The following is a 14436-nucleotide window of genomic DNA, read 5'->3' as shown; positions in this document are numbered from 1 at the left end:
CTGGCACGGCGGGAGGGGGTGGCGATGAACCATCAGGCAACACCGCCTCGGGGTGGAAAATATCCCACGACACACAGCCACCATTCCGACCCCCACCACACCCAGTTCCGGAACCGGAACCGGACTACGAGGTTCCGCCGTCGAGCGCGGCGCGCTCTTAAGCGGGTGTCTCATGTGGGGAGTCTCTTCCAGCAAGTGAGCACGGCGGCGACCGCATCGCGGGCTACCTGATCGCCGACGCGCTCCTCGCGCGCTCGTCCTGCCAGAGGAGAGCGTTGCGCAGGGTTCCGAGATCTTGGCCGTTCCAGCGATCATCAGCCGTTCCAGCGATCCTGTCAACTTCACGACACCGGACGGCTATTCGGGCTGTCGGGCGGGGACGTCACCGCCTTCGTCCGGTGGCGTGCCCGGGTGCGAGCAGGACGGCCCACCATCTCCACCTGCGGGAACATACGAGACGAGGGTTTTCGGCGATGCGAAAAAGATTCCAGCACCACCCCCGAGCAGCGGGGAGACCGCGCCGCGCTAGAGTTTCCGGACTAGTCCGATCATCTCGGATATTTGCTTTTCGACAAACAGTCAGGACCAGTGACGATGGCTCTCCGTGACAAACTCGCCGCGCGCGCCCAGCCCTATCTCGCCCCAGGTGAGACCGTGCAGCACGTCTTACAGGCGCAGACCGGGCCGACCCCGTACTTCTTCCTTCTCACCATGTTGATCATTTTCTGGATCGACTACCGCATCGTGGTCGTGACGGACCAGAGCATTCTGGTGCTCAGGGCCGGCAAGCTCGTGCCAACGAAGCCGAAGGGAGACGCGCCGCTCGCGCGCCTGCCCCGCGAGACCGTTCTGGGGCCGGTCAGCGGTCTGTGGGGGACGACGGAGGCGACCGGCGAGAAGCTGCGGATACACAAGCGCTTCCACAAGGACATCGCCGCCGCCGACGCCGCGATCGGGCGGTAGCGGAGCCGCCGCCCGCCCTTCACCGGTCCCGCGCCGGTACCGGGACCGCCCCGTCGGTAGCGGCACCACCAGCAGCTGCGGCGCCGGCGCCGGTGCGCAGCAGGGACAGGACGACGATCGCCAGGGCGGCCACGATCGCGGCGAACACCAGGCCGGCGGTGGTCAGGCTCGTCAGCTCGACGAGCAGGCCGACCCCGACGACCGGCAGTGAGAGCGCCACGTAGGCGACGACGAAGAAGGCGGAGGCGGCCTCGGCGCGGCGGTCGGCCGGGGAGGCCGCGTTCACGGCGGCGAGGCCGGCCCGGAAGGCGATCCCCTGGGACGCTCCGGAGATCACGCCACCGATCACGAGGCCAGCGACCGACGACGTCGCCAGGCCCAGCGCGAGCACGCCCATGCCCAGCACCAGCCCGGCGCAGCCGACGGTGAGCCCGATGCGCTCGGGCGGACGTCCTGGTGCGGCGAGCCGGCGGGTGACGACGTCGAGCGAGGCCTGGCCGCAGGCGGAGGAGGCGAAGACCGCGAAGACGACCAGTCCGGTGATGGCCCGGTTCGGCGGATCCAGCACGGCGCCCAGGAAGGCGGGTGCCACGGCCGTGTAGAGGCCGAGGACGGCGAATCCGGCGAAGGCAGCCAGCGCGACGCCGACGAAGACCGACCGGGCGCTCGGTGGCACCCGGGGGCGCTGTGGGCGCAGCCGGGCCGGGCCTGTCACCTCGACGGTCTCGGGCATCAGCCAGATGCCGACCGCGGCCGGGACGAGCAGCGCCAGATCGACCACGAAGGTCAGCCGCAGCGGGTTGGGGGCGTACTGGGAGAGCAGGCCGGCCAGCAGCGGGCCGCAGCCCAGACCGCCCATGTTGGCGATGGTGGCGACCAGGGTGGCGCGTCCCCGCCGGTGCGGTGGCGCGAGGTCGAGGAGCGTCGCGGTGGCCGTCCCGGTGAACACGCCCGCGGACAGGCCGGAGAGCACCCGACCGACGAGCAGGACGCCGACGTTGTCCGCCAGCAGGAAGACCGCGGCGCTCGCGGCCGAGGCGAGCAGGCCGGGCAGCAGCGCACGGCGGCGGCCGACCTGGTCGGAGAGCCGTCCGAACAGCAGCAGGGCCGCGATCACGCCGACGGCGTAGGTCGCGAAGACCACGGTGACCATGAGCTGGGAGAAACCGAACCGCTCACGGTAGAGCGGGTAGATCGGCGTCGGCAGGGTGGTGCCGAGCATGGTGACGACGAAGGCGTACGTCGCGAGGACGAACCCCGCCCGGCGGCTGGTCGACGGGCGCCGCCGGGCCCGGCCGGCTGGGGGCTGAACCGGGGCCGCGCGGGTGGGCGGGGCGGCGGCGTCCGCCGTGGTCCCCGTGTCCGGGCCACCGGAGGCGGCTCCTCCCGGTAGGTCGGCAGAGCCAGCGGCGGACATGCCCCTACCTTGCCCCCCACCCAGAGGCCGGCGATAACGAGACCGAGGTGAGGAGCGTCGCATCCCACCGCGGTGGACGGCCGGCGCCGCACCGCTCGTGGCCGTCTGACCGGCCGGGGGCGGCCTGCCCGGCTGCGGCGACCCGGCCAGATACGGCGGTCTGACCGGCTACGGCAGGATGTCCGATGTGGTCATTCCGATTCACGACATCAATCCGCTGCGGCGCAGGCCGGTCGTGACCTGGCTGCTGATCGCCGCCAACGTCGTGATCTTCGTGTTCTTCACGCCGGTGGTCAGCTCGGTTGCCGGGGTACAGACCTCACGGACGCAGAACGCGTGCGAGCAGCAGCGCTTCTTCCAGGAATGGGGTGCGATCCCGAAGGAGCTGCTGTCGAACGAGCAGCTGTCGGTGGCGAACTCCGGCCGGCTCGCGGTGGACGCGCGGGGCCGGGTGGGCTGCCTGCAGGAGTCACCGCCGACGTTCGACAAGTCGCCGGCCCTGTCGGTGCTCAGCGCAATGTTCCTGCACGGCAGCTGGCTGCACCTGCTCGGCAACATGCTGTTCCTCGGGGTGTTCGGCAACAACATCGAGGATCGGATGGGCCGGCTGCTGTACCTGCTCTTCTATCTGACCTGCGGTTTCACGGCGGCGTACGGCTTCGCCGCGTTCGAGGGGAACACCACCGACACGCTGATCGGCGCGTCCGGGGCGGTGGCCGGGGTGCTCGGCGCGTACCTCGTCGTGTTCCCCCGCGCCCGGGTCATCGGGCTGGTCTCGGTGTTGTTCTTCCTGCCGTTCTGGCTGCCGGCGTGGATCGTGCTCGGGTTCTGGTTCGCGCTGCAGTACGTGTACTTCACCGGCTTCGGGGTGGCCGACGGTGGGAGCGTCGCCTACGGCGCGCACGTGGTCGGGTTCGTCGTGGGGGCCGTGCTGGTCGCGCCCTTCGTCCAGCGGCTGCGCGCGGCCGGGCCCGATCCGCGCCGGGCGGTCCAGCATCGCTGGGTGCGTGAGCCACCCGGATTCGGCCAGCAGCGGCGGCCCCGTCACCGCGGCTGAGCCCGGCGGGCGGGCCCCACAGGGGCGGGCCCGCCCGGGCCACCCTGCGGGTGTGGGGAAAAACCGCTGGTGACGAGCCTGGCGATACGGCACCGTTGGTGCGGCTATGACAACCGCATATCACCGCGCCCTGGCCACGCCGGGTGCCGCCCGCTTCGTCCCCGCCGCGTTCCTGGGCCGGCTCCCGATCGCCATGGTCTCCGTGGGGACGGTGCTGCTCGTCCAGGCCGAGACCGGTTCCTACGGGGTGGGTGGGGCGGTCGCGGCGGCCGGTGCCGTCGGTGAGGCGCTGCTCGCCCCGCGCCTCGGGCGGGCCCTCGACCGGTTCGGGCAGGCCCGGGTGCTGTCCGGCTGCCTGGCCGGTCATCTGGCGGCGATGACCACGCTGACCGTGGCGGTGACCGCCGGCGCGCCGCGTCCGGTGTGGTTCACCGCGTCGGCGGTCGCCGGCGGTCTGCTGCCCCCGGTGGGCGCCTGCGTCCGCGCGCGGTGGAGTGCCCGGCTCGGCGGCGGGGAGCTGCTCGGCACCGCGCTGGCGCTCGAGTCGGCGCTCGACGAGGTGGTGTTCGTCCTCGGCCCCACCCTGGTGACGCTGCTGGCGGTGCTGATCGCGCCGCCCGCCGGCCTGGTCGCGTCGATGGTTTTCCTGGCGACGGGCACCGGTGCGCTGATCGCGCTGCGGGAGAGCGATCCGGGGCCGCGCGGCGGCGGCGCGGCCGCCAGCGCCCGCATGCTGCGCGACGGGGGCACCCGCACCCTCCTGCTGATCTTCCTGTGCATCGGCATCGCGTTCGGCGGGGTGGACGTGTCGATGGTCGCCTTCGCCCGGGAGGAGGGACTCGCCGCGGTGGGCGGGATGCTGCTCGGGCTGTTCGCGGCCGGGTCGGCCGTCTCCGGACTCGTGTACGGCGCGCGGGCGCACACCCGGCCCCTGTCCGGCCGGTTCCTGCTCGCCGCGGCCGTGATGGCGGTCGGGATGGCCCTGCCGCTGGCCGGGGTGACCCTCGAGCTGATGATCCCGCTCGCGCTGCTGGCCGGGGCGACCATCTCCCCCACCCTGATCACCGGCAACGCGGTGGTCGAGCGCCTGGTCGGCGCCGGGGCGCGTACCGAGGGGTTCGCCTGGCTCACCATGGCGGTCGTCAGCGGGATAGCCGTCGGGGCGCCGGTCGCCGGCAGTCTGGTGGACGGCGGGGGCGCGCACCGCGGATTGCTGGTGACCGCGGGGGCCGGTGTTCTCATCGGTTCGGCCGCGCTGACCGGCCGCCGCCCGCTCTCCTCAGGTCGACTGGTGGATCATCGTCCACACAACGATTGAACCCGGCTAACCAGCCGTTCACCAGAGTTATAATCTGCATGCTGCACGTGACATACAGCGACGTTCTTCAACGACAGCGGGGTCGGGCGGAGTCAACGGTGTCAGAGGTATCAACGGGCAGTTCCGGGGCCGGCGTGACGCCCGCCCAGCAGTCGCGGGCGGGCTCCATCCGCGTCTTCCTTCTCGACGACCACGAGGTCGTCCGCCGCGGGCTGCGTGACCTGCTCTCCGAGGAATCCGACATCGTCGTGGTGGGCGAGGCCGGGCGCGCCGACGAGGCGATCGCGGACATCATCATGTTGCGCCCGGACGTCGCCGTCCTGGACGCGCGGCTACAGGAGGGCAGCGGGATCGAGGTGTGCCGGCACGTCCGGTCGCACGATCCGGAGATCGCCTGCCTCATCCTCACCTCGTTCGACGACGAGGACGCCCTGTTCACCGCGATCATGGCCGGGGCCGCGGGCTACGTCCTGAAACAGATCCGGGGCACCGCGCTGGTCGACGCGGTGCGCCAGGTGGCCGCCGGCCAGTCCCTGCTCGACCCGGCGGTCACCTCCCGGGTGCTGTTCCGGCTGCGCGAGGGGCCGGTGGAGGACGAGCGCCTCGCCGGCCTCACCGACCAGGAGCGGCGGATCCTCGCGCTGATCGCCGAGGGGCTCACGAACCGGCAGATCGCCGCCCGCATGTTCCTGGCGGAGAAGACGGTCAAGAACTACGTGTCGAGCATGCTGTCCAAGCTCGGGATGGAGAGCCGCACGCAGGCGGCCGTGTTCGCCACCAAGCTGTCGTCCTGACAGCCGGCGTGGGAGCCCCGGCCCTGACTGGCCACTGGGGCGCCTGACGGGGAGCACCGCGCCGCCGGACCGGTTCAGGGCCCACCAGGCCCCTCCGCGGGCCCGACGCCGAGTCGCGGGGCGGGGGTGTCCCCGGCCGGCAGCGCGCACGGTGGCGGGATGGGCTGAACCAGCGGCACGTGCCAGGTCACCGTCGTGCCGATGCCGTCCTCGCCTGGGCCGAACTCCATCCGGCCGCCGAGGTCGAGCGCCCGGCGGCGCAGGTTCGTCAGGCCGCTGCTGCGCGACGCGCCACCCGGGCCGCAGCCGTTGTCGCGCACCTGCACCGAGACGTCGGTGTTGGTGACCCGCACCAGCACCTCGATGCGGGTAGCCCGGGCATGCCGTGCGATGTTCGACAGCGCCTCACGGATGGCCGCCAGCAGGTGCGGATGGATCACCTCCGGGATACCGCGGTCGACCGGGCCGTCGATGCGGGCCGTGGGCCGGATGCCCAGCGCCTGCTCGGCCTGCGACACGATTCCGGCGATCTCGGCCCGCAGGTCGACGGAGCCGGCGGACGCCGTCAGCGAGAAAATCGTATGGCGGATGTCGGCGATCGTCTGATCCAGCTCGCGGACGGCGTCGTTGAGCCGCACCGCGGCGCCCTCGTCGATCACCCGGGCGAGGCCCTGCATCTGCAGACCGGTGGCGAACAGCCGCTGGATGACGACGTCGTGCAGGTCGCGGGCGATGCGGTCGCGTTCCTCGAACACCGCGAGGCGTTCCCTGTCCCACTGCACGCGGGCGAGTTCCAGGGCGAGCGCGGCCTGGCCGGCGAACGCCGCCGCCATCTCCAGGTCGAGCTGGTCGAACGGGACCGCGCCCGGGGCCGCGGTGAGCATGAGCACCCCCAGCGGCCGCCCGGCGGCCAGCAGCGGGATGACCATCACGGTGCCGATCACCAGGCCGTCGACGGCCTCGCCCAGCAGGCTGTGCGCGGCGGGATCGGCGCGCACAGCGGGGACGAGCACCGCCCGACCCTCCTTCATGATCTTGAACAGCCCGACCCGCTCGGGCAGCATCCGCCCCCGCAGCTGCTCGGCGAGCGGACCGTCGACGACGGCCACCTCCAGCGACCTCGGGGCCGCGCCGGCCCGCGCGGCGGGCCGGCGGGGCTGGACGCCGAAGCGGCCGGGCCGGGCCGCCTCCGCGCTGTTCACCGGGAGCACGATCGCGGCGAGCAGGGCCGAGGTGATCTGCCTGGCACGCCGGGCGACCAGCCGTAACGCGTCGACGGGCTCGGCCACCGACAGCAGCGCCGTGGTGATCTCGGCACTCGCGGTGAGCCAGGCCTGGCGCCGTCGGGTGGCCTCGTAAAGACGGGCGTTCTCGATGGCGAAGCCGACGGCCGCGGCGAGCGCCTCGACCAGGTCCTCGTCCTCCTGGGTGAACTCGGGTCCGTGCTTGCCCACCAGGTACAGGTTGCCGAACGCCTCCCCGCGGACGGCGATCGGGACGTTGAGGAACGTGGTGAAACGAGGCCGGCCGGGCGGGAAGCCGAGCGTCTCCGGCGCGACGACGGCGGTGCCCACCCGCGGCGCGTTCCCGCCCGGGTGGGGGCCGCCCCCGGGCTCGCCGATCAGGCCGCGGCCGGGCGGCATCCGGGCGATATCGCGGGGAACCTCCTCCCCCGGGCCGACCGCGATCAGCTCGGTGATGGCGCCGTCCTGGCCGAGGACCCCGAGCGCGCCGAGCTCGCAGTCCACCAGGGAGCGGGCCGCCTGCGCGATCCGGCGTAGCGTCACTGGCAGGCTCAGCTCGCGCGCGACATCGACCACGGCGTCGAGCAGGCCGCGCATCCGGCTCTGCACCGCGTAGACCTCCGACCTCGGAGCGGGCTTGAGGCAACGGCCGGCGCCGGTCTGGACCATCCCATGCCTCCCGTCCGATCGCCTCCCGTGACGATAACGAGCGCATGACCCCCCCCGGGGGACTCCCCCGCGTATCCGGCGAACTCCTCCCTGCCACGAACGGGGCACCGGGATGGCGTAGAGTCCCTCGTATGGCCGTACCGGGCTTCCTGCTGCACAGCGACCGCGTGACCGACCTGAGCAGGGTCGTCACCGCGGCCTGTACGACCCGGGTCTGACCGCCGGCGGGCTGTTGCCCGCCGCCCGCCAGGCCCGTCCCGCCCGCCCCGCAAGGCCTGACGCCGCGGGGCGCCCTGAAGAGGCACGCCGAAGCCACCAGCCCGCACCCCCGGGGGCTGATCCCAGCCACCGCACCCGATGCCCCGGGGCCGGTCACCGGCCGCGGCCCGCCCGCGCATGCGCGCCGGTCCGCGGGAAGCGCCGGTCAGCCGGAGACGTCGACGGCCGGTTGGGAGCCGCCCCGCCTGCGCCCGGCGCCGGCTGTCGGCACGAGGCCTCTTCACTCCGCTCACCGATGCGTTCGACCCACCGATGCGTTCGACGTGTCCGCGATGGCGTCACCTGCGTGACGTCCGCCCGCCAGCACTCGCGTCGCGCGTGGCACTCGTGCAAGGAGGCACCGATGCCGCTGATCCACCCTGCGCTGCTCCGTCCGGCTGTGGCGGCCACGCACGAGGCCACGTCGCCCGGCGCCGCACCGCCCGGCGCCACGTCACCCGGCGCCGCGCCGTCCGGCGCCACGTCACCCGGCGCCGCGCCGTCCGGCGTCGCGCCACTCGTGCCGGACCGGTTTCTCGTCGACGAGCCGATGACTCTCGGCCTCGCGGACCTGCGCGAACTGGTCGCCCGGCTGGCGGGCGCCGACCTCGCCTGGCGGCCGCTCGTCCGGCACGACCCGGACAGCCGCTGGTACACCCGCCTGCTGCTGTCCGGCGCCGTCGAGGTGTGGCTCATCGGCTGGCACCCGGGGCAGCGGACGGAGATCCACGATCACGGCGGCGCGCTGGGGGCGCTGGCCGTCGCCGAGGGCGCCGTGGACGAGGACGAGTGCGGGGCAGACTGGCAGATCACCCGGACGCACCGGCACGGGGCGGGGGCGCTCGCCGTCTTCCAGCCGGATCACGTCCACCGCATCGTCAACCGCGGGCACGGCCTGGCCACCACGATCCACGCCTACTCGCCGCCCGAGCTGCCGCTGCGGTACGCGCCGGACCTCGCCCGGCGGACGGAGCCGCCCATGCCCCGCGAGTCGCGGGAGTCGCGGGAGTCGCGGGGCATGGCCGCGGTGGTCCCGGCATGAGCGAGAGCCGGGTCGACGCGATGCTCGGCGCGGCCCGTGCCCGGCTGCGCCGCCTCACCCCCGAGCAGGCCGCGGCGGCGCTGACCGACGGCGCCGTCCTGATCGACATCCGGCCGGCGGCCCAGCGGGCCGCCGAGGGCTCGATCCCGGCCGCCGTGGTGATCGAACGCAACGTGCTCGAATGGCGGCTGGACCCGACCTGCGAAGCCCGGGCCCCCTTCGCGACCGGCGACGACATCGTGCCGATCGTGATCTGCTCCGAGGGCTACACCTCCAGCCTGGCCGCCGCCTCACTCCAGGACCTGGGCCTGCCCGCGGCGACCGACGTGATCGGCGGGTTCCACGCCTGGGCGGCGGCGGGCCTGCCGACCACCAGCTGATCTCCAGCCCAACCACCGGCGGACCGCCGACCGAGCTCGAGTCGATCGCCGGCCGATCCGATCCGAGCTGAGCGCCGGCCGCCCGGCCGCCGGCCGTTGATACGTTTCAAACCCACGGTACCCTCATGTGGTCCTGAGCACATTTCAAGGCCGATGAGCGACGACATCCGGAATCCGGCGGCATTTTGTACCTTTTTTACCTGCCGGCAACCCGCTCCGGAGGCGGCCTCCGGCCGCGCCCGACCGGCGCTCCCCGCACCGACATCTCACCGCCACGGTGCCGTCACACCGATCTTGCTGCCTCTACAGAATGCCTGTACAGCAGCCGCTTGTATGCCTGGGAGACCTAGCGCACAGCGCGCGCGGAAACGGTGACGTAACCGCCATGGACCTGGGAAGGTGAGGTCCGCCGCCCCGGAGCACCACCAATCGGGGGGCCCGGAGAGATCCGGACGTCGGCGTTCCGGAACCCTTGCTATCCGGTCGAGAGAAGTCTACGTTCCTCGGTTAACGAGACGAGACGGGATCGTTTCCGAGCGGGGCTCCGAGTACACGCCGGGCGCACTGTTGGGAAGCACCTGGGGGCTTCTCGACTCGTGCTGGTAGGCCCGCCTGTCCGGTGTATGGCGCTACGCCGGACGTGCGTTACCGCAGCGCACCTGTCCGCCTTTGCAACGTCAGCAGGAGACGGTATGCCCAGTCAGCCCGGCATGCTACCGGTCGGTAGCCCCGCCGCACCCATGTCCCTGTCGCCGTCCGATTCCGTCCGCGAGGGAGGCAACCGATGAGTGCCGGCGTACCCGTACTTCCCGGTCGTGACCTCCCGCCGCAGCCGTTCGGCGAGGGCTGGCCCGTCTACTGGCGCCAGGACGCCGCGTGCCGCGACGGCGACCCGGACGCCTTCTTCCCGCCGGACGGGCGCAACACCAAAGCACGTGCGGCCGCCGAGACCCGGGCCCGCAAGATCTGTTCCGACTGCCCGGTGCAGCGGGCCTGCCTGGCCACCGCGATCTTCCGCCAGGAAGAGCACGGGGTCTGGGGCGGGCTGACCTCGGACCAACGCTCCGCCCTCGTCCCGCGGGGCCGGCTCAGCGCGGACGACGCGCTCGCCGCCGCGGACCGCCTCCTGCTTTCCATCGCCGTCGCGAGCTGACCCGGCCACGGGCCGCACGTCCTCCGGCCCGGTCATCGTCCCCCCCGGCGATGACCGGGCCGTCCTCGTCGGACGCCTCACGCCACCACATCGAGACCACAGGCCGGTGAGCGGCGTAACGAAGGCATTGACGGAGACCTCCGGCGATGGGCAGTCTGCGAGTCGTCACGGCGCCTGTGCCGGCGCGTTCGACGGGCGTTCGACAGGCGACAGACGGGGAGGACCATGGTGTCCGGTGGCGACGGGTTCGCGCGTGCCGAGGCCGCGCGGTGAGGCCCACCTCGCGCCTACTGCTGCTGCGGCACGCCAAGTCCGACTGGACGTCCGACCCGGAGGTCCGTGACCAGGACCGCCCGCTCTCCCCGAAGGGGCGCCGCGGTATCGCGCTGGTCGCCGACTACCTGGCCGCGTCCGGTCTCGAGCCCGACCTCGTGCTCTGCTCGTCCGCCGTGCGCACCCGCGAGACGGTGGAGCACCTGGCCGACGCGCTGCCCGGCGACGTCCCGGTGCTGGTGGAGGACCGGCTCTACCTGGCCGAGGCGAACGACCTGCTGGCCCGGCTGCGGGAGATCGACGACGGTGTCCCGACCGTGCTGCTGGTCGGCCACAACCCGGGCATCCACACGCTCGCGGTGGGGCTGCTCGCCCCGTCCGAGCGGCACCGCGTGCCGACGTTCCCGACGGCGGCGCTGGCCGTGCACGGCCCCTCGGTGCCGCGCTGGGCCGAGCTCGGCCCGGCCACGACGAGGCTGCTCGACTTCGTCACCCCGCGCTCTCTGCGGATGTCCGCCGGCACCCCCGGGGACCCGGCGGACGACTGAGCCGCCAGGGAGCGACTGGCACCGGCAGGGGCCCGGCCGGGCCGTCAGGCGGGTTGGGCTCGGTCGGGGCCGGTGCTGCGGCGGTGCACCCGGCCGGCGGCCGAGCCCAGCCGACGGGCGGCGTCCCGGGCCACGCCATGGCCACGCGGGCGCGGCGAGAGGCGGTCGAGCGGGCGCATGACCATCGCCTCGTTGTAGGCGATGAGCGTCTGCGGGAGGTCCGGCGAGCCCACCTCCACCGGCTCCCCGAGCAGGAGCGCGAGCGCGAGCCAGGGCAGGTTCAGCCCGGCCGCCGCCGACTGGTAGGTCCCGGAGGCGGCCCGCGTGTTGACCTCGAGCAGCACCGGCGTGGCTCCGCGGTAGCGGACCTGGACGTTGTTCAGGTACGCCAACCCGAACTCCTCGACGACGCGGGTGGCGAGCTCCGTCACGGCCGCGTCCGCCCGCAGGTTGCGGGTCCAGGGCAGGCCGTCCTTGCCTCGCGGCACCGCCGCCAGGACACTGCCGGGCATCGCCACCGGGCCCGCCCCGGGCGCGGGGCTCGTGCCAGAAGCAGGGCGGGAGAGCACGTCGACGCTGAACTCCGGCCCGTCCAGGAACTCGCCCACGACGAGGGCGGGGAAGCTGCCGGCCCGGCCGAGGATGCGTTCCATGGTGGCGGGGCTGACCCGCACCGACGGCGGCTCGAACAGCGCCGTCAGGCGCTCGGCGTCCCCGTCGATGATCCGGAAGCCCTGGCCGCCGTGGTCGACGTCCGGTTTGACGCAGACCGTGCAGCCCGCGGCCGACAGCTCGTCGCAGGCGGCCTCGAACTCCGCGAAGGTTGTCACCGTCCGGGTGTGGGGCACCGGCAGGCCACGGGCCGCCATCGCCGCGTACTGCCCGGACTTGGTAGTGAAGATCCGCGCCGAGGCGGCTGGGGAGCACATGACCCGCACTCCGGCGGCCTCGAACTCGCCGACCCGGGCGGCGACGTCCAACATGTTGCGCCCGGGGACGAACACGTCGATCCCGTGCCGGCGGCACGCCGCCAGTGCCTGCTCGACGAACTCGTCGCCCTCGCCCGGTGGCTCGTCGATGACGGCGTCGCAGGCCTGCAGGAACGGGGTGCTCGGGATCTGGTGGGAACCGAGCACCGTCAGCCGGCCGGGGCCGGCTCCGTCCCGCAGCAGCCCGATGAGCTGGTAGGTGCCGCGCCAGGTCTGGTTGAACCAGAGGCGCGCCGCGCTCAGTACGCCTGCTCCATGATGTTGGAGGCCAGGCCGATGGCGGCACCCGCGACGATCGCCACACCGGCCGCGATCCACAGGGGCACCGAACCGAGGATCAACGCGAGAGTCCCGAAGATGAAGGCGGCGATAATGATGTACACCGCCGCCCAAGAGCCCACGTTGCCCCGCACATGACCGGTCTCCGACACGTCCACTCCTGTCTCGTCGTCCACGGTAACCATGCCCGACCTCCCGCCGAGCGTACCCGCCCGGGAACGTCTCAGGAGAATCCAGCCAGGTGACGCAGATCCGCCAGTTGGTCGTTGAGCCATCGCCGGACGTCGTGCGTGCGGACCTGCTCGGCGGCCGCGGCGAGCCGACGGTGCCGTTCCTCCATCGGCATCGTGAGCGCGGTGTAGAGGGCGTCGGCCATCTGCTGGACGTCGAACGGGTGCAGCGTGACGGCGAACTCACCCAGCTCCTCGTGCGACCCGGCCATCTCGGACAGCGCGAGCACGCCGCCGCGCCGGTTGACGACGGCGACCTCCTTGGCCACGAGGTTCATGCCGTCGGCGATGGCGTTGACCATCAGCACGTCACAGATCGAGTAGGCGGCGACCGCCAGCGCGAAGTCCTCCACCATGCGGAGATCGATGGGCTGGCGCCCCTCCTTGGTGTGCTTGGCGTTGATCTCAGCGACGACCGCGCCGATCAGCGCGATGTAGTCGGCGTACTCCGGGACGTCGGTCCGGCTCGGCTGCAGCAGCGCGAGGAAGCTGACCCGCCCGACGAGCTCGGGATGTTGGTCGAGCAGGGTGCCGAAGGCCAGGAAACCGCGCACCACGTTCTTGCTGGGGTCGGTGCGGTCCACCCGGAGCACGAGCTGGCGGTCCTCGTCGAGGAACACGTAGCGCAGCATTGCCATGTGGGCGGCGACGTCCTCGCTGGCCAGCGTGGCGTCGAGGGCCGCCGGGTCGACGGAGATCGGATAGTAGCGGGCGCTCACCACCCGGTCGTTCACCGTGACGGTCAGGTCGTCGAGGTTGATCGGCAGGCCGAGCAGCTCGCCGGCGCACAGCACGAAGTTCCGGGCGTAACGGCGGGTGTGAAAGCCGACGACGTCACTGCCGAGCAGGCCGCGCAGCAGACGTTCCCGGATGTTCCCGGGCAGCACGCGCCATTCGTCCGGGCCCGGCCACGGAATGTGCACGAAGTGGGTGAGAACCACATCGGGGCACTGTTCGCGGACGTGTTCGGCCACCAGGTAGAAGTGGTAGTCCTGCAGCAGCACCAGCGCCTTGCCGCCGCGGGACCGCACCTCGTCGGCGACGGCGTCGGCGTAGGCCCGGTTCACCGCGGCGTAGCCGTTCTCGAACGCGTCGTGCTCGGCCCGGGTGAGCACCGGAGCCAGCGACCGGCCGTACAGGCCGTGCTGGATGAACCACAGGATCGGGTTCGACCAGACGCTGTAGAAGTCGGCGTAGGCGTCCGGATCGGTCACCACCAACCGGACCCTGATCGACGGGCCGTCCGGCTGCCCCTCGACGACGTGCGGGGTCGGCTGGGTCTGCACCAGGATCGCGCCGCCGTCGTTCTCACCGGCGACGGCGGCGTCCTCGGGGGTCGCGGCGCCGCACACCCAGACCGCGTCGTCGAGGTGCTCGGCGAGGCCGGACAGCGCGGACACCAGCCCGCCGGCGCCACGGTTGACGGTCCGGCCGGACGCGTCACGATCGAAGCTGACAGGACCTCGGTTGGACAGCAGAACCAGCGGAAGATCGAGCAGGTCGATGTCCGACACGGCGGAAGAAGCCCTCCTGGTCGTCATGGTGCCCGGCACCGTCGGTCGGCGCACGGCCGGCAATGTGGGCACTGTCGGCCACGGCCCGCCGAAGGGTCGGGCGCACGGGACAATCCGGACTGTAGTGAGCCTGGCTATCGGATGCACCGCGTTGCCGCCCGGCCAGGACGTTGTTACCCGGACACCCGGCGGGTTACCACCACCGCACAGCGCGTGCGGGTCTCCGTGGCACGGACCCCGACCAGTTCGTCCACGTACGCACCACTGCGCGACCAGTGCACATGCCCGGCCGGTCCGGCCGCACCGCG

General features: G+C 72.6%; 13 protein-coding genes. 8 read left to right on the top strand and 5 right to left on the bottom strand.

The genetic code is table 11. The features are described from left to right. Positions 1–594: 594 nt before the first annotated feature. Positions 595–963, top strand: coding sequence for a hypothetical protein (locus tag E0504_RS25225; protein WP_112108858.1), 369 nt, complete (start codon positions 595–597; stop codon positions 961–963). A gap of 19 nt (positions 964–982) precedes the next feature. Here E0504_RS25225 and E0504_RS25220 read toward each other — a convergent pair whose 3' ends face one another. Next, a complete protein-coding gene (locus E0504_RS25220) occupies positions 983–2380 on the bottom strand; it encodes an MFS transporter (protein ID WP_235014886.1) in 1398 nt (465 codons plus the stop codon). Between the two features lie 187 nt (positions 2381–2567). On the opposite strand from E0504_RS25220, the gene E0504_RS25215 reads away from it, so the two are divergent. The 3 genes from E0504_RS25215 to E0504_RS25205 all read left to right on the top strand — a co-directional run bounded on the left by E0504_RS25215 (position 2568) and on the right by E0504_RS25205 (position 5549). Next, positions 2568–3437, top strand: coding sequence for a rhomboid family intramembrane serine protease (locus E0504_RS25215; protein ID WP_071063700.1), 870 nt, complete (start codon positions 2568–2570; stop codon positions 3435–3437). A 106-nt stretch (positions 3438–3543) separates the two neighbouring features. Then, the gene (locus E0504_RS25210; RefSeq protein ID WP_131625957.1) at positions 3544–4755 is read left to right on the top strand and encodes an MFS transporter; all 1212 of its coding nucleotides are present in this window, start codon (positions 3544–3546) and stop codon (positions 4753–4755) included. 134 nt (positions 4756–4889) lie between these two features. Further along, entirely contained in the window at positions 4890–5549 is a 660-nt protein-coding gene (locus E0504_RS25205; protein WP_049795750.1) for a response regulator transcription factor, read from the top strand. Positions 5550–5623: 74 nt separating this feature from the next. Here E0504_RS25205 and E0504_RS25200 read toward each other — a convergent pair whose 3' ends face one another. Then, positions 5624–7462 carry a GAF domain-containing sensor histidine kinase gene (locus tag E0504_RS25200; RefSeq protein WP_243657611.1) on the bottom strand — a complete coding sequence of 613 codons (1839 nt, stop codon included), beginning with the start codon at positions 7460–7462 and terminating at the stop codon, positions 5624–5626. Between the two features lie 622 nt (positions 7463–8084). Between E0504_RS25200 and E0504_RS25195 the strand changes: the two genes are divergently transcribed. The 4 genes from E0504_RS25195 (at position 8085) to E0504_RS25180 (ending at position 11116) form a co-directional block, all read left to right on the top strand. Then, complete coding sequence (locus E0504_RS25195; RefSeq protein ID WP_131625956.1) at positions 8085–8762, top strand: cysteine dioxygenase family protein; 678 nt, start codon at positions 8085–8087, stop codon at positions 8760–8762. Beyond that, positions 8759–9142: a rhodanese-like domain-containing protein gene (locus tag E0504_RS25190; RefSeq protein ID WP_112106298.1), complete on the top strand. Its 384-nt coding sequence runs from the start codon at positions 8759–8761 to the stop codon at positions 9140–9142. The genes E0504_RS25195 and E0504_RS25190 overlap by 4 nt, the downstream gene beginning before the upstream one ends. A 784-nt stretch (positions 9143–9926) precedes the next feature. Beyond that, entirely contained in the window at positions 9927–10295 is a 369-nt protein-coding gene (locus E0504_RS25185) for a WhiB family transcriptional regulator (RefSeq protein WP_020462464.1), read from the top strand. Between the two features lie 269 nt (positions 10296–10564). Then, entirely contained in the window at positions 10565–11116 is a 552-nt protein-coding gene (locus E0504_RS25180; protein WP_112106299.1) for a histidine phosphatase family protein, read from the top strand. Between the two features lie 44 nt (positions 11117–11160). On the opposite strand, the gene E0504_RS25175 is transcribed toward E0504_RS25180, so the two are convergent. From E0504_RS25175 to E0504_RS25165, 3 genes are all read right to left on the bottom strand, one after another. Beyond that, on the bottom strand, positions 11161–12252 hold the full coding sequence (locus E0504_RS25175; RefSeq protein WP_235013967.1) for an ATP-grasp domain-containing protein: 1092 nt from the start codon (positions 12250–12252) through the stop codon (positions 11161–11163). A 92-nt stretch (positions 12253–12344) separates the two neighbouring features. Continuing rightward, positions 12345–12569, bottom strand: a complete 225-nt coding sequence (locus tag E0504_RS25170; RefSeq protein WP_071063712.1) for a hypothetical protein — start codon at positions 12567–12569, stop codon at positions 12345–12347. A gap of 38 nt (positions 12570–12607) precedes the next feature. Then, positions 12608–14128 (bottom strand): trehalose-6-phosphate synthase, encoded by a 1521-nt coding sequence (locus E0504_RS25165; protein WP_071063714.1) that lies wholly within the window; start codon positions 14126–14128, stop codon positions 12608–12610. Positions 14129–14436: the final 308 nt, after the last annotated feature.

It is taken from the genome of Parafrankia sp. BMG5.11 (assembly GCF_004337455.1).
The sequence above is the reverse complement of the archived record's forward strand: the minus strand, read 5'-3'. Positions and strand labels throughout refer to the sequence as shown.